This window comes from Paraburkholderia sp. BL6669N2, from assembly GCF_003387275.1.
In the GTDB taxonomy this organism is placed as follows: domain Bacteria; phylum Pseudomonadota; class Gammaproteobacteria; order Burkholderiales; family Burkholderiaceae; genus Paraburkholderia.
The window spans coordinates 233,890-257,179 of sequence record NZ_QUNA01000002.1 but is presented as its reverse complement, the minus strand read 5'-3'; the positions used below and the strand labels follow the sequence as shown (position 1 = coordinate 257,179).

At 60.2% G+C, this 23,290-nt stretch carries 13 protein-coding genes; 11 read left to right on the top strand and 2 right to left on the bottom strand.

The features are described 5' to 3' along the window. The first annotated feature begins 358 nt into the window (after positions 1 to 358). The 3 genes from B0G80_RS23670 (at position 359) to B0G80_RS23660 (ending at position 8,291) form a co-directional block, all read left to right on the top strand. Positions 359 to 1,780, top strand: a complete 1,422-nt coding sequence (locus B0G80_RS23670; RefSeq protein ID WP_116120152.1) for a tetratricopeptide repeat protein — start codon at positions 359 to 361, stop codon at positions 1,778 to 1,780. Between the two features lie 144 nt (positions 1,781 to 1,924). Beyond that, complete coding sequence (locus tag B0G80_RS23665) at positions 1,925 to 4,957, top strand: FecR domain-containing protein (protein WP_181920042.1); 3,033 nt, start codon at positions 1,925 to 1,927, stop codon at positions 4,955 to 4,957. A 43-nt stretch (positions 4,958 to 5,000) separates the two neighbouring features. Further along, entirely contained in the window at positions 5,001 to 8,291 is a 3,291-nt protein-coding gene (locus B0G80_RS23660) for a tetratricopeptide repeat protein (protein ID WP_181920041.1), read from the top strand. A gap of 359 nt (positions 8,292 to 8,650) precedes the next feature. Here the strand turns inward: B0G80_RS23660 and B0G80_RS23650 are convergent, their stop codons facing one another. Next, entirely contained in the window at positions 8,651 to 9,847 is a 1,197-nt protein-coding gene (locus tag B0G80_RS23650; protein WP_116120144.1) for a tyrosine-type recombinase/integrase, read from the bottom strand. A 362-nt stretch (positions 9,848 to 10,209) separates the two neighbouring features. Next, positions 10,210 to 11,175, bottom strand: a complete 966-nt coding sequence (locus B0G80_RS23645; protein ID WP_258879000.1) for a LysR family transcriptional regulator — start codon at positions 11,173 to 11,175, stop codon at positions 10,210 to 10,212. Between the two features lie 64 nt (positions 11,176 to 11,239). On the opposite strand from B0G80_RS23645, the gene B0G80_RS23640 reads away from it, so the two are divergent. The 8 genes from B0G80_RS23640 (at position 11,240) to B0G80_RS23605 (ending at position 23,248) form a co-directional block, all read left to right on the top strand. Continuing rightward, positions 11,240 to 12,760, top strand: coding sequence for a CoA-acylating methylmalonate-semialdehyde dehydrogenase (locus B0G80_RS23640; RefSeq protein WP_116120142.1), 1,521 nt, complete (start codon positions 11,240 to 11,242; stop codon positions 12,758 to 12,760). A gap of 550 nt (positions 12,761 to 13,310) precedes the next feature. After that, the gene (locus B0G80_RS23635) at positions 13,311 to 14,216 is read left to right on the top strand and encodes a LysR substrate-binding domain-containing protein (protein ID WP_116120140.1); all 906 of its coding nucleotides are present in this window, start codon (positions 13,311 to 13,313) and stop codon (positions 14,214 to 14,216) included. Positions 14,217 to 14,488: 272 nt separating this feature from the next. Next, entirely contained in the window at positions 14,489 to 16,987 is a 2,499-nt protein-coding gene (locus B0G80_RS23630) for a CoA transferase (RefSeq protein ID WP_116120138.1), read from the top strand. A gap of 181 nt (positions 16,988 to 17,168) precedes the next feature. Next, positions 17,169 to 18,260: an ABC transporter ATP-binding protein gene (locus tag B0G80_RS23625; protein WP_116120136.1), complete on the top strand. Its 1,092-nt coding sequence runs from the start codon at positions 17,169 to 17,171 to the stop codon at positions 18,258 to 18,260. Positions 18,261 to 18,313: 53 nt separating this feature from the next. Beyond that, positions 18,314 to 19,333: an ABC transporter substrate-binding protein gene (locus B0G80_RS23620; protein WP_258879214.1), complete on the top strand. Its 1,020-nt coding sequence runs from the start codon at positions 18,314 to 18,316 to the stop codon at positions 19,331 to 19,333. Positions 19,334 to 19,349: 16 nt separating this feature from the next. Next, complete coding sequence (locus B0G80_RS23615; RefSeq protein ID WP_116120132.1) at positions 19,350 to 20,612, top strand: ABC transporter permease; 1,263 nt, start codon at positions 19,350 to 19,352, stop codon at positions 20,610 to 20,612. 4 nt (positions 20,613 to 20,616) lie between these two features. Further along, complete coding sequence (locus B0G80_RS23610; RefSeq protein ID WP_116120130.1) at positions 20,617 to 21,456, top strand: ABC transporter permease; 840 nt, start codon at positions 20,617 to 20,619, stop codon at positions 21,454 to 21,456. An 88-nt stretch (positions 21,457 to 21,544) separates the two neighbouring features. Further along, complete coding sequence (locus B0G80_RS23605) at positions 21,545 to 23,248, top strand: GMC family oxidoreductase (RefSeq protein WP_116120128.1); 1,704 nt, start codon at positions 21,545 to 21,547, stop codon at positions 23,246 to 23,248. Positions 23,249 to 23,290: the final 42 nt, after the last annotated feature.

Genomic DNA, 23,290 nt, shown 5'->3' with positions numbered 1-23,290 from the left:
GTGATCTATCACTTCCAGAACAGCCGGAAGAAAGAATCACGACACTCCCTTCCAGTGCGCTGCGCATTCTGCTTTGACCGCCTGGAAACGCGTGCGAAGCCGCTGGGTGAAGAAGCTCATTCGCCAGAAAATGAAGTGGCCGCTTGCATGTCGGGGACCGGTTCCCAAGCGCGGCCTGAATCGAACACTGACGTTTCGAGGGAAGCGGCCGCAAAGCCGCTTTCAAAATCTGCTGTGTTGCTCGTCCTGGTTTTAACGGTCTCTCGCGGTTTGACGCTTGCAAGTTGCCGCGTCGGGCAGGAAGTTTTTGGGCGTGGGTGACCGGATCGCCGCATAACCGGAAACAAGGAAGGCTGCGATGCGCTCGATGAGCTTTGCCGCTTGCCTGCTACACTGCCGACCCTGCGGAGTGGGCGTCTCGTCGGGTTGCGCGGTGGCGCTCGCGCTTGTGGCGATGACGGCGTTGCCGGCGGATGCAGTCGAGGCGGCACCCGATTCAGCGACGATCGTACCTGGAGCGCAGGACAGCGACGCGACCCGGCGCTATCACGATGCGTTGCAATCAATGATCGACGACCCCACCAATGCGGGGCGCTTGTTCGAATTCGCGCAGCTTGCTGCCGATCAGGGCGACTTACGCGGCGCGATAGCGGCGCTGGAACGCATTCTGAAGCTCAATCCCGGGCTCTCGAATATTCGTCTGTTGCTGGGCGAACTGTATTTGCGGGTCGGCGCATCGGATCTTGCGGCGACCTATTTGCGACAGGCGCTGATCGCGCCGGATATGCCGCCGCCTTTGATGCAGCGCGCGCAGTCGCTACTTGGGCAAGCCGATCGCGGGCGTCGCAAGAACTTCTTCACGGGTTCGCTCTTCGCCGGTGGACGCTACGACACCAATGCGAACGCAGGTCCGTCGTCGCGAGAGGTCAGGCTGCTTGGCCAGCAGGCGCTGCTCGATAACGCAGCGCTTGGGCATAGCGACTGGTCCGGCGAAGTGGGCGGCACGCTGAACTACACCTATGCGTTCGACAGTCAGGCGGGCAACGATCTGGAAGCCAACTTCACGACGTACAACCGGAAGTATCGCGATACGCATCTACTCGATCTCAACAGCTTTCAGGCGGACGTGGGGCCGCGCTTCTATCTGGGCGGTGTGCTCGATCCGAGTTGGTCGATCAGGCCGTACGTGTCGGCGACCTATCTGCTGCTGAACAACCATGGCTATCTCGGCCAATATGGCGGCGGCGTGAATGTGCAGAAGCTCATTGCGGCAGCGTCGTATGTCGATATGACGCTGGAAACCAGCGACCAGCACTTCCAGGACCAGAGCGCGTTTCCGACGAATTCGGATCGGTCGGGACGCTATACGGAATTGCGCGGCAGCGTCAGCTATCAGGTGCTGCCGGCGACGCGGCTCTTTGGCGGCATGAGTCTGGCGCAGCGCAATTCGGATGCCGACTTTGAGTCGTTCAAGGAGATTGGAGGTTGGGTGGGCCTCACGCAGGTCTATCCGGCGCCGTTTCATTTGACCGACTATGGCTGGACAACGTCGCTTTATGCCGCCTTTCATCGAAGCATCTATGACGCTGCGGACCCCGTAGTCGATCCGTTGGTGAAGAGACAGGACAATCGCTTCGATATCGTGCTTTCGCAATATGTTCGCCTAACGCAGTCGTTGACGTTGACGGCGACGGTCCAGTACACGAACAACAATTCGACACTACCCAACTTCAAGTATCACGACACCAGCGTGGGCCTTGGGCTCGCGTGGAGCTTTTAGTGTTGCTCGATCGTTTGTGCAGCGTCTTTGAAGCCTGGCTTCGGCAACGCGATCGACGTGAGGGCGGCAGTCGGCGCGAGATGAGCGATGCGCTGGCAATCACAGTCTTGCGAGGGCGCAATCATGAGCAGAGTGAGCGCACAAATGGGTCTGGTGCTGGCACTGGCTGCCGGCGTTTTTGGAAATGTGCCGCAGGCGGGGGCGAAGGCCGATACGGTGATATTCACATACTCTCCGGGGAAAGGTATCAAGCCGACGGTGCAAACGGTGCGCGACGAGATCGAGTCTGGGCGACGCATTGCGACCGGCGCGGCTGAACTGCGTGAGGTCCTGTTTCCGGACGGTACGTCGGTGACTGTCGCGCCAAATAGCGAAGTGTCGATCGATGCGTTCGATTATCAAGGCGGTAGCGACGATCGCCTGACAATGCGAATGGACAAGGGCCTCATTCGCATCGCGGGCGGAGCGCTTAATGAAAAGACGCCGATTGTGGTCAAGACAGCTTCGGGCGATGTTCATCTAGAGGCGGCTTCGGCGGTGATTGCGGTTAGCGGCGCGAATTGCACGCGCGCCAGTCTGCTCGTTGGGCGCGAAGTGGACATGGTGGTCGGCGGGCAGACGCAGGACGTGCGGCGGCCCGGATATGAGGTGGTGTCCGCGTGCCAGCAGGGTACGGCGAGTGAGACAGTGCGTCAGGAACAGGGCGAGGCGGCCAGGGATGCGTTCGAGTTGGGGACTGCGCAGCTGGCCGGTTTAACGCAGCCTGCGGAGGATGAACTTGGGCGGTCGGGGCTCTCCGGAATTACGGCGGCAGGGGCGAGTACGCTTGCGCTTGCGACTGAGGACAAGCCCACGGGGTATTACAGTTATAGCGGGTTTCAGGAGATTGGGCCGGTTGCCGGTGGGGACGGGACCGGTGGGTTTGGTAGTGGGTTGACGGCGGGGGCGCCGCTGTTGGCGCAGGGGCAGCCTTCGGAATCGAATGGGGCGCATCGGTCGATTTTGCAGTACACGGGCAATGTATACAGTGCAACGTTCGTTGAGCCTACGCGCCGGACCGATGCGCCTACAACCAATCGCTTCTTCAATTCCGTGGATGCGTTCTCAACCGCAACAGAAACCGGTGCGCCGAAAGCAATCGTGGACACGTATCCGGGTCCGGCCGATGCGAGACTTCAGTACGTATTCTGGACAGAACCAGGTCCGGCCCCGCGTTACCCGGGCATCGAGTTGCTGAGCGTCAGCAACCAGGGACTATGTACCTCGTGCGTCCCGTACCGATTGACCCCTAACGTTCTCTCTTCAGGCGGCTCGTTCGACACCAAAGCACCGTTTATGATCCAAGGGGTCGACCATTGGCCAGGAGACGGGAATGTTGCGAGTACTTTTTCGCCACCAGCGAACAATTCAAGATTCATTCCAGGACTCCTTGACGGCTCTATTTACAATAACCCGACGCACTGGGAAATACTACAAGCTGGATTCACCCCAGGCTTGCGACCAGATAGTCGCGGAAGTTTGCACGACATTGTCAGTCGCCGCGCTGATAACTTTATCCTGTTTGAAATAACACCAGCAAAGTGGGTCAATGGCATCGCAGAAGAGGACCCCACTAGTACTGCACGTTTTATCTTTGCCACCGGCAACGTCGATGGCGGAAGACTTCTTCCCGGGATGGACGGAAATCCCGGCGCTCCCAACCCCAACTTCACCAACACCTTCGCCGTCGACCGCTTCTTCATCTCTGCCGGCCTTGAGAACTTTAGCCAGAAAGACCAGGGCGCCACCGTCGCTTCGGGCATCCGTGCCTTTCTCAGAACCCCAACCGCGCTAGGCCTGCCGCTCACCGATTCAGGCCTCTACGTCATCAACACCGGCTCCAACACTCCGCCTGCACAAACCGCCTTCCTGCATACAGACTTCGGCATGCAGGGAACCGGTGAAGCCCAGCAATCGACGATCTCCGTCACGATCGGCGACGTGCAATACGTACCCAAGCAATGCCTTGTATGCGGCATCCAGCACTCATACGACGCCATCGCGCAGGGCAATACGATCGCATCGTCGCACGGCAACGCCGCGTCGGGCCAGCCGGGTACCGTGGCGATATCCAGTCCATTGATGAGCACTTCGTTCGGTGGCGGCAATCCGCAAATCAATCGTCCCGGCTACGCAGGCTATTTCGTCCTCGAGAACTACACACCTGCCGTCAACAACGTAGACAACGCGCCGTCGATGCCAGGCGGCACCGAACACGCGCTCGGCGGCGCGAACACGTCCGACGTGAACTACGCGATACTGCGACTCGCGACGGGGACCGGCCAGGCATCTGTCGGCAGCCGCAGCAACGCGACATTGACGGGATGGGCGGGAGGCATAGCCGAAAAAGAGAATGGCCTGGGCAATCCACTCACGCTTATTCCCGTCGGCACCGGCATCGATCCCAGCAACTTCGCCATCACCACCGACACCGCCAACAACAGACTACACGTGAATCTGCAACTCAGCGGTCACCCAGCGATGACGCTTGGCGCTTCCACCGGCCAGTCCGCTTTTATCGACGACAGCCGTTTCGCCGCGGCAAACGGATCGGTCGCAATGGTCAACGCAAACCTGCTGCGCGACAGCAGCGGAAGTCTTCCTGCATCGCTGAACATGCCGAACGGCCAGCCGATTCCGAACTACAGCTATCTGCAATGGGGTTTCTTTTTCGGCGATACAGGCGGCACGGCGGGCACCGATCTCGAACATCTTCATTTGGGCGTCTGGGTCGCCGGACGCGAAGCGGATCCAGGCCAATTGCCCAATTCTGGCTCCGCAACATATAGCGGGTTCGCGATGGGCCAGGTGACGGTCGGAAAAAGCGTCAGTATTGCGGTCGGTTCGTTTGACAACACATGGAATTTCGCTCAACGCGCGGGCGTCACGAACATGAACTTCGACGGCGTCCGATACAGTGGACTGTCCCGCATGCGCGGCGGCGTTGTCTTCGATGGCCCGCTGTCGAACGTTGGCGCCAATCGCGCGGGCAGCATGGTCGGCAACTTCGTTCAGGCTGCTGACGGCAGCACGCCAGCCGGCGGTCCGCCGCCCGCGATGGCGGGGCGCTTCGTGTTGCAGGAAACGTCCGGTGCGTCTTATCGCGCAGCAGGCGTGTTTGGCGCCCAGCGGCACTAAGTCGATCAGAGCCGGGCAACAGACCTCGGCACGAGTGACAATCATGATCGGTTCGCGCCGCGCCTTTCTCTGTTATACGCGCGCATTGGCGTGCGTCCTTTGCGTGTGCGCCGCTCAGGTTCACGCGCAAGCCGATCGCAACGGCACGACGGAGCTATCGACAGTCGCAGCTGAAAAGGAAAGGGCGCTCGACCTCAAAAAGCGCTCGGGCGAGCTAGCCGCGAGAGGCCAATATGAGCAGGCCATTGAACTCGACGAGCGTGCGCTTATACTGGCACGCGCGCAATACGGTCCGAGTCATGCGTATGTCGGGTTTATCCTCGACGACCTCGCAGCATTGAACGATCGTCTGCAGCGGTTCGAGGCAGCGACGGGCCTTTCACGTGAGGCAGTTGACATCATGGCGGACGCCAGAGGCCGCGATTCGATCGACTACGCGACGATGTTGAGAAGGATGGCGTCCATCGACGCTCACAAAGGCGACTATCGGCAAGCGACACCGCTCTTCGAGACCGCTTATGCGATCGTCGCCAAACGCAATGGACGCGACGCTGAATTCAGTGCGCAACTCGCGCGGGACGTCGGCTTGTCGTACCTCGAGTTGTCACAATTCGACAAGGCTGCGACCTGGTTCGCGGAAGCGTTGCGTGCAAATCGCGTGATGCACGGCGAGAACAGTGTCGAGACGGCGCTCGCTTATCTGGACCTCGCGCAGGCGCACGTCAGCGCGGAATTGCTGCCGCAGGCGACGAACGAGGCGCTGACCGCACAGCGGATACTGGCGAGTCAACAAGCCGTCGATGCCTCGAAGCTCGCGCAGGCGGATTACACGCTTGCGCAAATCGATATCTCAAACTCGCGGCTCGATGCTGCAAAAAAACGGCTCGACAAGGCATTGCTCCTCGCCGACTCGACGGGATCCACGGATTCGCCGATACGTGCGTTGATTCTCTACAAGCTCGGCTGGGTTGCTCTGTTGCGCCGGCAAGCCGTCGAGGCCGAGCGTATTTACACGGAGACGTTGGCCATTTACCGGCGCACGCTGGGTGACGATAGTCCGATGGTGGGGCGCGTCGCGCATTGTCTTGCGATCGTGTATCAGGATCTTGGCCAATTCGAACAGTCCGAGCGCTACTACGGACGCGCGATCGATATCTTCACGACCCGTCTCGGAGCGAATGATCCCCAGGTTGCGGCCACGCGCCTTGAGTACTCGTCGCTGCTCAGCGAAGGACGCCGCACCGATGAAGCGATCGAACAGGCACACGCGGCGCTTGCGATCTACGACAGCTTGCACGGTCAGTGGGATCTGACGCGTGGTTATGCCAGTGCGGACCTCGCGCTCGCGCAGCATCGTGCCGGCGATCTGACCGGCGCAGAAAGGACATACGGCGAGGCGTTGGCCTTGATGACGCGCGTTCGAGGCGCGCAGTCTTCCGACTTGCCGCCCGGCTTGACGGACCTCGCCAGTATCTTTCGACAGCAAAGTCGTCTCGACGATGCAGACCGCGCCCTGAATCAAGCCATTGGGATTCGCCGCAAGGACAACGCTTCGACGCCGGCCGGCCTCGCGGAAAGCCTCTCGGAGCTGGCGAGGCTGCGCCTCGCGCAGGGCCGGCCGCAGGAAGCGCTTGCGGCTTCGCGCGAAGCGGTCGGCATCGCCAGGCGTCGACTCGATGTCGCCCGGCAATCGCTATCGGCTGCGGCGATCGGCGAAGAGCGGCGCGGACGGGGGCTGTTTGAAGCGTTTCTCGAAGTCGGCGTGGCAAACGGGCCGCTTGCCAACGATGCGTTGTTGAGAGAGATGTTCGAAGTCGCGCAATTGCCGCACGTGAGTGGCACGTCGGGCGCGGTGAGCCAGATGGCGGTGCGCGTCAGCGCCGGCGATAGCGAACTCAAGAGCGTCGTCCGCGAACGGCAGGACGCAGTCGAGCAATGGCGCGCGCTGGATCGCACCGTCGTCGATAGCCTCAGTCAGGCGCGCATCGTAGAATCGAGTCCTGCGAAAGAACAGCAGGATCGCGCGGCGCTCGCGCGATTGAATATGAAGATCGAGCAACTGGACGATCAGCTTCGCAATCAGTATCCAGGCTACGCGGAGTTGACCAATCCAGGCGCCGTGCCGGCAAGCGCGGTGCAGTCCTTGCTGGCCGAGGATGAGGCGCTGTTCTTGCAGGTGACATCCAGCAAGGCGACCTATGTGTTTCTGGTCACACGCGATGCGCTCGACTTCGCGCGCACCGACATGACGGCGCATCAATTGGGCGAGGCGGTTGACTCGATCAGGGCAGGGCTCGATTTCTCCCGTATTCGGGCGGGCGCAGCGCCGCCTGTATTCGACGTTGCTAACGCATACCTGCTTTACAGGAGTCTTTTTCTACCATTCGAAAGCGAGCTAAAAACCGTCCGGCACATCGTCGCCGTTGTCGACAAGCGCATGCAAAGCCTGCCGCTTTCCTTGCTTCTCACAGAACCCGCGACCAATCCGCCTAACGTGAGCGCCGACTATCGCTCACTAAACTTTTTTGTGCGCCGTTTCGCATTTTCGATCGAACCATCGGTCAGTTCGTTCGTCTCGCTGCGTTCGGTGGCGCGCCGTTCGCAAGCGCACAAACCCTTCGTCGGCTTCGGCGATCCGGTTCTGACGGGCACGGGTACGACAGCGCGTGGCGTGCTGAACGATGCACTCGTCACGAACGTCGATCCGTCGATGTTGCGCACGACGCTCAAGCCACTTCCGGATACCCGTACCGAGCTCACGGCGATTGCGAAAGCACTGCACGCGAGCACGGCGGATCTCTATTTCGGCGCTCGTGCGACGAAACCGGTCGTCATGCAGACCGATCTTGCGCAGTTTCGTATCGTCTCGTTCGCGACACACGCGCTCGTCGCCGGCAATTTCGAAGGACAGGCCGAACCGGCACTGGTCCTCACGCCGCCGCGAGTGGCAGCGCCAAAGGACAATGGCTTGTTGAGCGCGAGCGATGTCGCCACACTCAAACTCGACGCCGACTGGGTTCTGCTATCGGCCTGCAACACGGCCGCGCCGGAAGGCCCTGTAGGGGCCGAGGGCTTGTCGGGGCTCGCTAAGGCATTTCTCTATGCTGGCAGCCGTGCATTGCTGGTCAGCCACTGGTCCGTCAATTCGGCAGCGACGGTCGAATTGATGACGCGTGCAATGCAGACACTTGTCGCGAGACCCGAGATCGGACGCGCCGAAGCGCTGCGCCGCGCGATGCTTTCCCTGCTCGATGACGAGCGCAACCCAAAATTCGCGCATCCGATATTCTGGGCGCCATTTTTTAATGTTGGCGAAGGCGGGCGAATGCAATAGGTCGTCGCGTCCAAAAGCCCGGGAAAGGCATGTTTCCAAGGTCGTATATGCCACCTTTTATGCCATTCATTGAAGACGCCATGTCTGATACTCTTGAGGTTTGTTCGACGTCTGCCCATGTCCGCGGGCTCGGGGACGCGCGACGGCGCGTGCGGGCAGGCGTTGATAAACCTCAAGAACGAACAAACCTCAAGAACCGCCGTCCGCGAGAAGCCGGCTTGGATGACCGGACCGCACAGTTACCTGCTGTTGAGCCCCAGACAGCGCGACCGGCGCGAGTGGGTCGAGAGCACGCGTTCGCTGACGATGCGACGCTGACGCGCGTCCCAAAGTTGGCGCATTACGTTTCCAGCCACCCGTCATGGGCTGTCAGTCGGGACCCGCCAGCCTATCCGGTGCTTTTCTTCTGTTTCCCGATGACGCTCGTCCTCGGGTGTATGCAGGTAGGGGTTCGTGCTCGTCAGTGATGCATGGCGGAGATTGTCGCGCACGGTTCGTAGATCAGCGCCGCCGTCGGCCATGTGTGAGCCTGCGGTATGGCGCAACCAGTGTGCCGAGGCCTGTTCGAGGAGATCCGCCTGGCCCGTGAAGCTGTCGCCGCGCAGCCGGAGCCGCCCGGCTGCACCGGCAAAAATGCCCTTGACGATGGTATGCAGCGCGGCGCGCGTCAGCGGCTTCATCGATCTGCCCAGCGGCAGCACGAGCGGCGTGTCCTCATGCCGGGAGGGCAGGGCGGACAGGCCGCGTTCGCGCCGGTAGCGCCCGAGCTCGACCATCATTTCCGCGGAGGCGGGCACCAGCCCCTCCTTGTCGCCCTTGCCCAGCACGTCGAGCCACCAGCGCTCGTGGCCGACGGCATCGCGCCGGCAGAAGAAACCGCCCATCGTATTGCCGCCGACCTCCGAGATACGCAGGCCGCCGAGATAGAACAGCGTGAACAGCCACCGTGCGCGCAGGTAGCACTCGCGCTCGCGCGGGGTGTCCTTCGGCAGGCTGTCGATATGGAGCTTCACTTCGTTCCACAGTTCGCGGTCGAGGTAGCGCGTGATGCGTGGCTTTGAGCGGCGGGTGCGCTGCCGGGACAGCGACAGCGGGTTGCCCGCCAGATAGCCGGCTTCGACGAGCCACGCGAAGAGCGCGTTGATGATCACCATCGCCTGGTACTGGCTGCTCGGCCGCAGCGTCCGGTAGAACGGCCGCCACCGCGGATCATGGCGCGGGTACTTGCGCCCGCCGTCGGCGACCCAGCGCGCGCGCGGCTGCGGATCCCTGAGGAATTCGCGGAACAGCAGCAGGTCTTCGTGCGTGAGCGACGACAGCGGTTTGCCCAGTTGCACGATCGCCCATAGCAGCAGCCGTTCGGCTTCCTTGCGGTAATTCTCGAAGGTGGTCTTTTTGTCGGCGACGCGGGCGAGCCACGCGCGCACTGCGGCGAGGTCGTCACGGGCCGCGATCTGCGCGTGACCGCGGGCCCGGTTGGTGCCGTCACGGCCGTCCAGATCCGGCGGCAGGTCCAGCGCGTCCAGACGGCGTGGGGCGAGGAGCGCAGTCTTCATGGGCGATAGGTGGACTCGGGACGGAATGCGGGGTGTCGTGGGGTGATTGTCGTATTGCCGCCATCGAATTTCAACATTACAGGCATAATGTCCAAATTCAGACGTATCGCTTCGCTGGGACGGCTTTTTCGCCTCGCGATCGGGACGAGCAGCGCCACCGGCACCAAGGGTTCACGGCGCCGTTCGACTTTCGCAGTTTGGCGCCAGACGTTCCTGTGCGCAGGTAGTGGACCGCGAAATTCCAGAAGCGTGTGTCAGTTCTTTGCGCTCGGCCTGTGATGACGGGGCGCGGATTCGAGTCGTCATGAGTTCCTGCCCCGACTTCGACGTAGTGCTGGCAAATGGTTGGCTGTCCAAGGCAATTAAAATCCTCCGGATAATCGCTCGCGTAGATACTCCACCAGTGCGCGCACCGCGCTCGGCACGATCGGGCTGTATGGCCGGATCGCGAAGATACGATCGCCGAATGCGCCCGACGGATGCCACGCGCCGAGCAGCGGCACGAGATTGCCGGCGTCGATGTCGCGCTGCGCGCTGAAATCAGGCAGCAGCGCGATCCCGAGCCCGCCGAGCGCAGCTTCCCGCATCGCCTCGCTGTTGTTCGCCGCGAAGCAGCCGTGCACCGGCACGCTGACCCGGCTTTTCCGCCGGTCGCGCGGCTCGAAGCTCCATGCTGTCGGCTCGTTGCCGCGTAGATAGCACAGGCAGTCGTGATTGACGAGGGCGTTCGGATGTTCGGGCGTACCGCGCCGCGCCAGATACTCCTGGCTCGCGACGAGCAGCGAGCGCGTCTCGCACAACGTCCAGGCCACGTGCGTCTGCGGCGCGGTCGTTGTATGACGAATCGCGACGTCGAAGCCCTCCTGGGACAGCGAAAACAGCCGGTCCGACAGCTCCAGCTCGATCCGCACCCCGGGATATCGCTCGATGAACGCCGGCAGCAACGGCACGATCTGCTGCCGGCCGAGCGCAACGGGCGCTGTGACGCGCACGAGGCCGCGCGGCTCGCCGGCCAGATCCTTCACGCGCGCGAAGTTTACCTCGATCGTCTCGTAGGCCTCGCGTGTACTGTCGACGAGCGTCTGCCCTGCTTCTGTGAGCCGCACGCTGCGCGTCGTCCGACGCACGAGCGGCACGCCGGCGGCCTCCTCGAGATCGGCGATGCGCTGGCTCATCGCAGCCTTACTGATGCCTAGCCGCTGCGCGGCGGCCGTGAAACTCCCGGTCATGGCGAGCACCGTCAGCGAATGGATGTGCGGCCAAAGCGCCTGGATATTTTGTGGATTCATCCGGCCATTATTCAGTATTCTGAACAGTGAATCAATCATACCGGTCTTCTCCTGCCTGCGTCGTTTGCCTAGACTGGGGCCTTCCCTATCAGGAGACGACACGATGAATCCAGTACCCGCCTTCACTTCGACCGACGACGTCGGCCACTACATCAATGGCGAACGACTGCCTGGCCGCAGCGGCCGCTTCCAGGACGTGTTCAATCCCGCGGCCGGCCAGGCGGCACGTCGCGTCGCGCTCGCCGACGAGGAAGAAGTGCAGCATGCGGTTGCCGCAGCGCAAGCCGCCTTTCCTGCATGGTCAAACACGCCGCCGATCCGACGCGCCCGCGTGATGCACCGTTTCCTGCAACTGATGAACGAGCATCACGATACGCTTGCGGCGATCATCACCGCCGAGCATGGCAAGGTGTTCTCCGACGCGCACGGCGAAGTCGCGCGCGGCATCGACATCATCGAGTTTGCATGCGGGATTCCGCAACTGCTCAAGGGCGACTACAGCGATCAGGTCAGCACCGGCATGGACAACTGGACGATGCGTCAGCCGCTCGGCGTCGTGGCCGGCATCACGCCGTTCAACTTCCCGTGCATGGTGCCGTGCTGGATGTTCCCCGTCGCGATCGCGGCGGGCAATACGTTCGTGCTGAAGCCGAGCGAGCGCGATCCGTCGGCGGCGTTGTTCATCGCAGATCTGCTGACCCGGGCTGGCTTGCCGCGCGGCGTGTTCAACGTCGTTCAGGGCGGCAAGCTGGCGGTCGACGCGCTGCTCGACCATCCGGACGTGCAGGCCGTCAGCTTCGTTGGTTCGACGCCCATCGCCGCTTACGTGCAGCAGCGCGGCGTGCAGCACGGCAAGCGCGTTCAGGCGCTCGGTGGCGCGAAGAATCACCTCGTCGTGATGCCCGATGCCAATCTCGATCAGGCGGTCGACGCACTGATCGGCGCTGCCTATGGATCAGCCGGTGAGCGCTGCATGGCGATCAGCGTCGCGATGCTGGTCGGCGACGTCGCCGATCGCATCGTGCCAGCACTGGCTGAGCGTGCGCGGAACCTCGTAATCGGCGACGGTATGTCGCCTGAAGTCGAAATGGGGCCGATCGTCACCGGCGTGGCGCTGCAGCGCATCGAGGGGTACATCGAGCAGGGCGTGCAGGAGGGCGCCCAACTGGTCGTCGACGGACGCGGCATTCGCGTGCCGGGCCGCGAGAAGGGTTTTTTTACCGGCGGTACACTATTCGACCACGTGACGCCGGACATGCGTATCTACAGGGAAGAAATTTTTGGACCGGTATTGGCGTGCGTTCGTGTGAAGGATTTTGGTGAGGCGGTGAGCCTTATAAACGCGCATGAGTTCGGGAACGGCGTGTCCTGCTACACCAGCGACGGCGGCATCGCCCGCGAATTCGCGCGACGCATTCAGGTCGGCATGGTTGGCATTAACGTGCCGATTCCCGTGCCTATGGCATGGCACGGCTTCGGCGGCTGGAAGAAAAGTCTGTTTGGCGATATGCATGCTTACGGCGAGGAAGGTGTGCGCTTCTATACGCGGCAGAAGTCGGTCATGCAGCGCTGGTCATCGAGCATTGACAAGGGCGCTGAATTCGCGATGCCGACCGCCAAATAAGCAAGGTGCATGTCCCGGCGCACGGAACGTCGTTGCAAGTACTCGCCCTGCAGCGACTACCGGGCTCTGCGGCCTCGAACAGAGCGAGTTGGGAGTGGCAGCGCTACGGTCTGCCACTCCCCGAATCAAATTGGCCTGGGGCTCGGAGCAGGCTGCTCTTTTCAGCCGATGAGACAGCCTGCTTTTGCAAGTTTGCTGAAGGAGATGGTTTGGGTCTCTGCCGGCCATACACGACCGCGGTTGGAGTCTGGCTTCCATTTGGAGGTCCGGTTCTGCCGTTCACACTCGAACTCTGCATCGGATTTGTATCGGTCGCGTTTCGTTCGCGCAAACAGATCTTGATCGCCATCGACCCGACCATTCGTTATATCAAACTCCGTGTCATGCCATGGACGTGCCATAATCGGGGCCGCAGGTACAGCAGGTATGTGACCTATCGATACTCATGTTGTCACATGCAAGTTCGTCCACCGCGCGACCCGGAGAGCACCGGCGCAATAGAATACCGACATTTCCGGTCGCCTCTCGCTCCGCTATCGCGATTCGCAAGATGAAACGACTTCCACCGCTCAATTGGCTGCGTGCGTTTGAGTCGTCGGCCCGACACCTAAGCTTCACTCACGCTGCGACCGAGTTGAATCTCACCCAGGCGGCCGTGAGCCAGCAGGTGAAGGGACTCGAATCCCAGCTTGGCACGGCATTGTTCAAGCGCCTGCCGCGCGGCATCGAATTGACCGAGGCGGGACTCGCATATCTGCCGGTCGTCCACGAAGCGATCGAGCGCCTCGCTGCCGCCACAGACGAAATTTTCGGGCAAGGCCACCTGAAAATATTGACCGTGCGTGTCAGCCTCGTGTTTTTCACGCACTGGCTCTCATGGCGACTGCCGGATTTCCGCGAGCGGTATCCGAATGTCAATCTGCGCATCACGAGCAATATCTGGGGAGGCGATAGCAGTGTCACCGATGTCGAGGCCGATCTGGAGATCCGCTACGGCCATGGGAAATGGACCGGCCTGCGTGCCGAGCGACTGACCTGGGACGCGCTGCTGCCCGTGTGTGCTCCCGGGTTACCTTCTCCCAAAGCGCCTCTCTCCTCGCCGAAGGATCTCGCGCATCACGAACTTCTCCACGTGCTGGGCTACGAGGAGGGGTGGGGATACTGGCTCAAGAGAGCCGGTGCATCGAAAATCGACTCGTCGAAGGGGATGCAGTTCGATACGCTGATTTCTGCGCTCAAGTTCGCTGAACTCGGCCAGGGCGTTGCACTCGCCCGGTCATCTCTCGTTGAGCACATGCTGGTTTCCGGACAACTGATCGCGCCGCTAAAACCCCGCCTTCCTACCAGTGAGGCGTTCTACCTGGTCTACTCCCAGCACAGCATCGTTAACCCTCACGCGGCTGCGTTCGTCGCATGGTTAAGCGCACAGGCGCAGGAAGCGCACGCGCGACACTGACTTCGGGGCGGCCTCGCGTGTCCGGGGCAGAGCGCGATGCCGCGGCCCGCAGTCGTCCTCCACGATTGCATCAGCCATAAAAAAAATAGACCCACCATCATTATTTTTATTGCTTTACCCACTATTGCTTCTGGCAGAAAGTTGCCTCCATCCAGTCTGATCGCCGTCCAACACGCATCTCAACGCGTACGGTTGGCAGTCACGGGGTTTACCCACAACACGATGATGGAAGGTCGCGCGATGCGACCAGTTTGGAGGCGACTCGCTAGATTATGGGAAAGAACAAGCAATTGCCGTTTAGCGGCGTGAAAGTTATCGATTTCGGCCAGTACATTGCAGGTCCCGCTGTCGCGATGATCCTCGCGGACCTTGGCGCCACCGTTATTCATGTCGACCCGCCTGCTGGGCCGCTCTGGGATAGCCCGGCGAATGCGGTACTGAACCGCAACAAGTATTGCATGCGGCTCGACCTGAAGGCCGGGAAGGGGCTGGAAGAAGCCAAGGGTCTCGTCCGACGTGCGGACATCGTTATTGAAAATTTCCGGCCTGGCGTGCTGACGCGGCTGGGCCTCGATTTCGCGAAGCTGCGTGAAGAACGCCCGCAGTTGATCACACTTTCAATGCCGGGTTTCGCCAGTAACGACCAGTTGCGTCGCGAATGGCGGGCCTTCGAGCCGATTATCGCTTCCGCTTCGGGCGTGTTCTCGGACATGGGGCAGAACCGCGTACTGATGGGAATCAATCCAAGTTTCTCGCCCTTGCCGCTTGCGTCCGCCTACGGCACCATGCTGGCAGTCTCGGCAGTCGCGCTGGCATTGCAGGCGCGGCAGCACACCGGAGTGGGGGACGAAATTGAAGTTCCTCTGGCTTCGGCGGTGATGGAGGGGCTCTCCTACAATTCGATTCATATTGAGAACTATCCCGAGCGCTACAAGACTCTGCGTGAAAAGGAAATTGAGCGACGTCGTTCGAATGATCTTCCGATGGATCTGTCGTACGAAGCTCTTCAGGAGTATCTCGATCCGTTCTACCGGACATACGAGTGTGCTGACGGTCGGAGGTTTTACGCAGTGTGCCCATCGCATCGGTCGCACGCGCGGCGTTGCCTGCAGGCGATGGGACTCTATGACGAAATGCTGGCGGCTGGTTTGCCGAGGATTGATGACCCGTACTTGCCGATTTCCGAATGGGAAGGGGACGCGTCGTTAGGGGTATATCCGTTGCCCGAGCATTGGGCAAAGCGCATTTCGGCGCGCATGACGGAAGTCTTCCGTACGAAAACCGCAGCCGAGTGGGAAAAGATCTTTGGCGAAGGCGGCTTTCCCGGAGCAGCACACCGTACCATGCAGGAGTGGCTGCACGATGCTCATGCCAATGCTGCCGGTCTGGTCGTGAATGTCGACGACCTTGAGTACGGCACGATGAAGCAACCCGGACCGGTTTCGTGGCTCGAAGACTGTGCCGAATCGATGCTTTCGCCGAAGTCCCGCTGTCCGGTGACTTTTCAGGACGCGGTGGCCATTCTCGATGAGCAGCAGGGCGCCGAACTGCCGCCTCCGTCGGAGACAGGCGCGCAGGGCTGGCTCGACGGGGTGCGCGTCCTCGATCTGACCAACGTGATTGCAGGGCCGCATTCGACATCGTTTCTCGGCCGGTTCGGCGCCGATGTCATCAAACTCGACCCTGTCGCGCCGAATTACGACCCGTGGAATACGGTTGTCTTCGGGATGTCTTCGGCCCGTGGAAAACGCAGCGTGCTCGTCGATCTGAATCACCCGGATGGACGCGAGGTGTTCAATCGCGTTGCGCGGTCTGTTGACGTGATCGTGATGAACGCTCCTGATCGTCAACTGGCACCGCTTGGGCTGGACGAAGCAAGCCTTCGTTCCGTCAATCCCGGCGTGATCTTCTGTCAACTCGACTGCTTTGGCGGTCCGCAACGCGGGCCGCGGACCGACTATCTCGGCTACGACGATCTGATCCAGGCATGTACCGGGATCATGGTGCGATTTGGCGGTGGCATGCAGACACCGGAGGAACATGCTCACGTCGGAACAATCGACGTCATGTGCGGATTCGCGGCTGCACTGGGTGTCGCGGCCGCGCTGTATCGCAAGGCCAGAACGGGTGAAGTCGGGCGAGCCAGAACCTCTCTCGCTGCGCTTGGCAATCTGGTGCAGATTCCGTTCGCGTACGACTATGCGGACCGCGGCCCGTTCGACGAACCATCCGGTCGTGACGTGCGCGGCTCTGGCGCGATGTCCCGCTTCTTCCGCGCCGCGGACAACTGGGTTTATGTGGATACCAGCGAAAGTGAGCTGGATAAGCTGGATCGGGTGGACGGTCTGAACGGGATCGCCGTCGCCGAGGATCCGGCTGCGTTTCTCGCGTGTGCGCTCGACACCGCCTCCGCAGAGATATGGCAGACCCGATTGCAGGCCGCCAACATTGCCGCGGCGGTCCCGGACAACATCGTCAATCTGCGCCGGCACCACAGCAGGCCTTGCGACGATCGTTCCGGTATCGACAACGGCAGCTACTCGTTCAGCGTCTATGCGGACCATCCGAGTGGCCGATGTGTCACGCAGCTCGATCCCTTTGCGATTCGTCCACGTCACGCGCGGATTCGTGCATTGCCACCGGCCGAGAAATTCGGTGCGTCGACGCACGCCGTTCTGCGCGAGTTCGGGTATAGCGATGCGGAGATCGAGATGCTCTTGGCTCAACATGCGGTCGGCGATAGCTGGTCTGAAGAGTACCTGCCCAGCTAGACGGGCTTCTATGTCGGGCAGTGCGGCGAACCGAGCATGCCGGCGTGAAGCGTGGTGCCAGAGGAGCGTGTGCAACACGTGATGAGAAGGTTGTGCCGACGTTTCGTCGGGTTGTTCGATGCGAGCACACCCAGCGTACGAGGCTTTGGCGGGATACAAATATTTTATATTGGAGACAGCCATGCAGGATCAGACCAAAGCTCTCGTGAGCTTCCGTCACGTTAAAAAAACCTACGATGGTGAAACGCTAGTTGTCAAAGATCTGAATCTCGACATCCAGAAAGGCGAGTTTCTGACCTTGCTCGGCCCATCCGGATCGGGGAAAACGACTTGCCTGATGATGCTCGCAGGATTCGAGTACCCGACCGGCGGCGAAATCTGGCTCGATGGTCAGCTGCTGAACCGGGTCCCGCCACATAAACGCAATATCGGGATGGTGTTCCAGAACTATGCACTCTTTCCCCATCTCACGGTCGCACAGAATCTGGAATATCCCCTCAAGGTTCGGAAAATACCGGCCGACGAAAGAGGCGCAAAGGTAAAGCGGGCGCTGGAAATGGTGGGCATGGAGAAGCTGGGCAAACGGATGCCCAGCCAGCTCTCAGGTGGCCAGCAGCAGCGCGTCGCCCTTGCGCGCGCGCTGGTTTTCAATCCTCAGCTCGTGCTGATGGATGAACCTCTCGGTGCGCTCGACAAACAGTTGCGCGAACACATGCAACTGGAGTTGAAGGCGCTGCATGAGACGCTCGGACTGACGTTCGTCTACGTCACGCATGACCAGAGCGAAGCACTCACGATGTCCGACCGTGTCGCCGTGTTCGACCAGGGGGTGATTCAGCAGCTCGATACCGTGGATCGTCTGTACGAATCGCCCAGAAATCTCTTTGTCGCGAATTTCATCGGCGACAACAATCGGATGAAGGGCACTGTCGTCACGAGGGACGGTGGCTACTGCCACCTGCGCCTCGCCGATGGGACGACGGTGCGCGCTCTGAATGTGGCGAGTGCTGACGTCGGACACCTGGCGACGGCAGTTATCCGCCCGGAACGGCTATCCGTTGAATCTCCTCTGACACCTGGGGCGAATACCATACATATTGAAACACTCGACGCAATCTATTTTGGTGACCACGTCCGCCTGCGTTGCCGCGGTCCCGGAGAAGCAGAGTGTTTTGTGAAAGTCCCGCTTGAGAACGATTGGCAATCCTATGTTCATTCGGGGAACCGGATTTCCCTTTCGTTCCGGGAAGACCACCTGAAGATCTTGAACTGAAGTTTTCAATTTCCATTACACAGTTGGAGGAGACAATGAAATCGAACTCGAAAATGATCTGCACCGCGGTGCTGGCGTGCTTGTCAACTGCGGCTTTTGCCGGAGCGCTCACGACCGTCAACTACGGCGGGGCGGACGGTAATGCTCAAAAGGCGGCATGGGTGGACCCGTTCTCGAAGGAGAGCGGCATTGCGACTAACGCCATTCAGTACACGGGCGAGATGGCGAAGGTAAAAGCAATGGTCGAGGCCAGGAATGTCACGTGGGATGTCGTAGAGGTCGAGTCGGCAGACGTCGGTCGTGGTTGCCAGGATGGTCTCTTCGAGAAGCTCGACTGGTCGAAGATCGCCAGCAAGGGTGACCTGATGGCCGGGGCTGCGACACCGTGCGCAGCAGGAACGTTTGTCTGGTCGACCGTACTCGCGTACAACCCCGCGCTGAGCAGGAGCACGCCGCACGGCTGGAAGGACTTCTGGGATGTGAAGAAATTCCCGGGAAAGCGGGGAATGAAGAAGGAGGCCCGCTATAACCTGGAGTTCGCGTTAATGGCGGATGGGGTGGCACCGAAGAATGTCTACACCGTACTCAGCACACCCACAGGCGTCGAGCGGGCGTTCAGGAAAATGGACGAACTCAAACCCCATATTCAGTGGTGGGAAGCTGGCGCTCAGCCTCCGCAGTTCCTGATTGCGGGAGATGTTGCCATGTCGACTGCTTATAACGGGCGCATCGACGCAGCAGAACGTGAAGGGAATAAAAATCTCGCCATTGCCTGGGATCAAAGTATCTACGAACTGGATTTTTTTGTTATTCCGAAAGGTTCGAAGAACAAGGATACGGCCCAAAAATACATTTCGTATGTACTGAAGCCTCAGCCGCAAGCCGCGTTCGCGCAGCAAATCCCGTATGGCCCAACCAACAAAGCGGCGCTTAAACTGATTGACGCCGCGACTCTGGCAGCGCTCCCTAATTCAGCTCAGAACGGTAACACAGCTATTCCTAATAGCGTCGAATTTTGGACCGACCATGGCGATGCGCTTGAGCAACGCTTTACTGCGTGGGCCGCCAGGTAACGGAAAGGGAGGATGTATGAGTACCATCACTTCTCAGCAACAGAGCTGGGACACGCGTAAGCTCAAGAGGTCGCTGCGAGTCGTGCAATTCCGCAAGGAAATTGTAGCGTTTGCGCTGGTAGCCCCGCTTGCTATCTTTATTCTGCTGGTGTTTGTGATGCCGGTTGCGTCGATGATCTCGCGATCGGTTCAAAATCCCGAGGTGGTCGATGCATTGCCGAAAACGACCTCGGCATTGAGACATTGGGATGGCAAGTCGGCCGTTCCCGATGACGCTTACCGTGCGTTGGTGCTCGACGTGGAAAGCAACGGAGGAAATAACGATGCGGGCACCGCGGCCGGTCGCCTCAACGGCCAGAAGGATGGTTTCCGCTCGTTGTTTTACAGGACGACCAGCGCGCTGCCCTTCGGCGATAACGATGCAGCGATTTCCGAGCAGGAGATGAAGAAGCGCCTGATCGAAATCGATCCACGCTGGGGTGACGCGAGTTACTGGCGGGCGATAGCCAGCGAGTCGTCCCGTTACACAAGCCAGTATCTCCTTGCCACGATCGACTATCGGGAAAGTTCCGATGGTCGGATCGTGCCGGTCGATAACGGCGCATCGGCATATCGCTCCGTGTTCATGCGGACCTTTGAGATCAGCGGATTCGTGACGCTCGCGGCGCTTTTGCTGGGTTATCCGCTCGCCTACTGGATCTCAATTCTGCCAGCTCGCAGGGCAAATCTCGTGATGATCCTGGTGCTTCTGCCGTTCTGGACATCGATCCTCGTTCGCATTTCTGCATGGATCGTGATTCTGCAGGGCGAGGGCCTCGTCAACAAGGCGTTGATGGCGTTGCACGTAATTTCGAAACCGTTGCCGCTCCTGTTCAACAGGACGGGGGTGCTGATCGCAATGACCCACATCCTCTTGCCATTCATGATTTTGCCGCTCTACAGCGTGATGAAATCTGTCCCGGCAAGCTATACAAAGGCCGCGATTTCGCTGGGGAGTCACCCCTTCGGAGCATTCTGGAAAATCTACGTGCCGCAGACGCTTCCTGGCGTGGGGGCGGGTGGTCTGCTGGTGTTCATTACCGCACTGGGCTACTACATCACCCCCGCGCTGCTCGGCGGGGCAGGTGATCAGATGGTCAGCTACTACATCGCATATTTCACCAACGTGGCGCTGAATTGGGGGATGGCGTGCGCGCTCGGTGCAGTTCTCCTTCTCGTGACGCTGATTCTCTTTGCGCTCTATCGAAAGATCGTCGGAACAGAAATAAAGGTGGCCTAGCATCATGAAAACCAGCATGCCGCGTTTCGCGCCCTACGTGTCGACGCCGGAAATCGTTTGGCATTACGCCTTGCGATCGGCGAACGTCCTGATTCTTGTGTTTCTGATTCTGCCTATTCTGGCGATCATCCCGCTTTCGCTTAACGAGAACTCGTTTCTCGTCTATCCGATCCATGGGTTTTCGTTCAGGTGGTATCACGACCTGTTCACGTCGACGGACTGGGCACGCGCCGGAGCCAACAGCCTCATTGTGACGCCGATCGCTACGATAGCCGCGACCATACTCGGAACGCTGGCCGCGCTAGGATTGAACAGGGCGTCTTTCAAGGGCAAAGGGTTGCTGGTCGCCGTCCTGATTTCGCCGATGATCGTCCCGGTGATCGTCACAGGAGTGGGGATGTATCTGTTGTTCGCTCGCTGGGGATTGGCCGGGACCTATGCCGGCCTGATTTTCGGGCATGTCGTGATCGCCGCGCCGTTTGTCGTGATCACGGTAAACGCAACGCTTGCCGGCTTCAACCAGAACTACGTACGGGCCAGCCTGAGTCTGGGCGCGTCGCCGGTCCGAACGTTCTTCCGGGTTACTTTGCCGATCATCGCGCCCGGTGTGATTTCCGGAGCGCTGTTTGCGTTTGCTACCTCGCTGGACGACGTCGTGATCACCATGTTCATCGCCGGCCCGACGCAGGGAACGCTCCCGCTTCAGATGTTCATCGGGATTCGTGAAAACATCACGCCCACGGTCGCTGCGCTTGCATCGATTTTTATCGTCTTTTCAAGTCTGCTGCTTATCACCATGGAATGGTTGCGGTCCAGATCCGTAGCAAAGCAGGCGTCGTCCTGACGTTGTCGGCACCCGCGCATCGGAGTTGTCAGAGCGACAGGGTGTCAAAACGGCCAATGGTCGATATGCACAGATACAAGGAGGCAAGATGTCGGGAGCAAAAATTAAAGGAACCAGTTCGAAGCAGTCAGTGGGTGAATTCGACTATATCGTGATTGGCGCAGGTACGGCGGGGTGCGTGGTCGCAAGCCGTTTGAGCGAAGATGGAGACGTCTCGGTACTGCTGATCGAGGCAGGTGGAAAGGATGACTACCATTGGATTCATATCCCGGTCGGCTATCTCTACTGCATTGGAAATTCGCGGACCGATTGGCGCTACAAGACGTGCGTTGAGGCAGGGCTGAACGGCAGGGCGTTAGCCTATCCGCGGGGCCGGGTCCTTGGCGGCTGCTCGTCGATTAACGGCATGATCTACATGCGCGGTCAGAGTGCGGATTACGACGAATGGGCGCGCATAGCCGGCGATTCGTCATGGCGGTGGGAGTCTGTCCTCGAGACGTTCAGGAAGAGCGAGGACTTCCATGGTGGTGCAAGTGGTGCTCACGGTGCTGGCGGCCCGTGGCGTGTGGAGAAGCAGCGATTGAAATGGGACATTCTCGAAACATTTTCCCAAGCCGCGCAACAGACAGGTATACCAGCGACGGACGATTTCAATAGAGGCGACAACACAGGAGTCGGGTATTTCGACGTTAATCAAAAACACGGCATCCGGTGGAATGCGTCGAAAGCTTATCTTCGACCTGCAGCAAAGCGCGGGAACCTGACGGTTCTCACGAATGCGCAGACACGGCGACTGACGTTCGAGAACAGTCACTGCACAGGAATCGAGTTCTGTCTCGGAGACGAGCAGCGCGTGGCCAAGGCCCGACGTGAAGTGATTCTCTGTGCGGGGGCCGTCAATTCTCCCCAATTGCTGGAACTATCTGGAATCGGAAATTCCGATCGGCTGGCAAAGCACGGCATCGAGGTGATCAAGGATCTCCGGGGTGTCGGCGAGAATCTGCAGGACCATTTGCAATTGCGCATGGCATTCAAGGTGGAGGGCGTCCGAACATTGAACACCCTCAGCGCTCACTGGTGGGGCAAACTCAAGATCGGCCTCGAATATGGAGTGTTCAGAAGTGGGCCGATGGCGATGGCGCCGTCGCAGCTCGGCGTGTTTGCAAAGTCGGATCCGAATGATGGAACGCTCCAGCGACCTGACGTTCAGTACCATGTACAGCCGCTGTCACTCGAACGGTTTGGAGAACCGTTGCATCCGTTCGACGCGTTCACCGCGTCCGTTTGTCAGTTGCGGCCGTCCTCACGGGGCAGCGTGCACATCACGTCGAGTGATCCGGCGATGGCACCGAGAATTGCGCCCAACTACCTGTCGACCGAGGAGGACCGTCATGTCGCGGCAAACGCCCTGCGGCTGACCCGGCGCATTGTGTCGGCGCCCGCGCTTGAGCGGTTTCGGCCACAGGAAATTCTCCCTGGAATCCAATTCCAGACCGAAGATGAGTTGCGGCATGCGGCCGGCGACGTGGGAACAACCATCTTTCACCCGGTCGGAACCTGCCGAATGGGTATGGCGGACGATCCGGACTCCGTGGTCGATTCCCGTCTTCGCGTGCATGGTGTGAACGGCTTACGGGTGGTCGACGCTTCGATCATGCCGACGATCACATCGGGCAACACCAACTCGCCAACATTGATGATCGCAGAGCGAGCGAGTGAAATGATTCGCATGGATAGAAAGCGGGAAGCTAAGGCGGGATGCGTCCCGGGACTGACCTCGACCTGTCAATGAGGTCCACGGGCTGGTTGCAGGGCCGCAATTGATGAGCGCTGG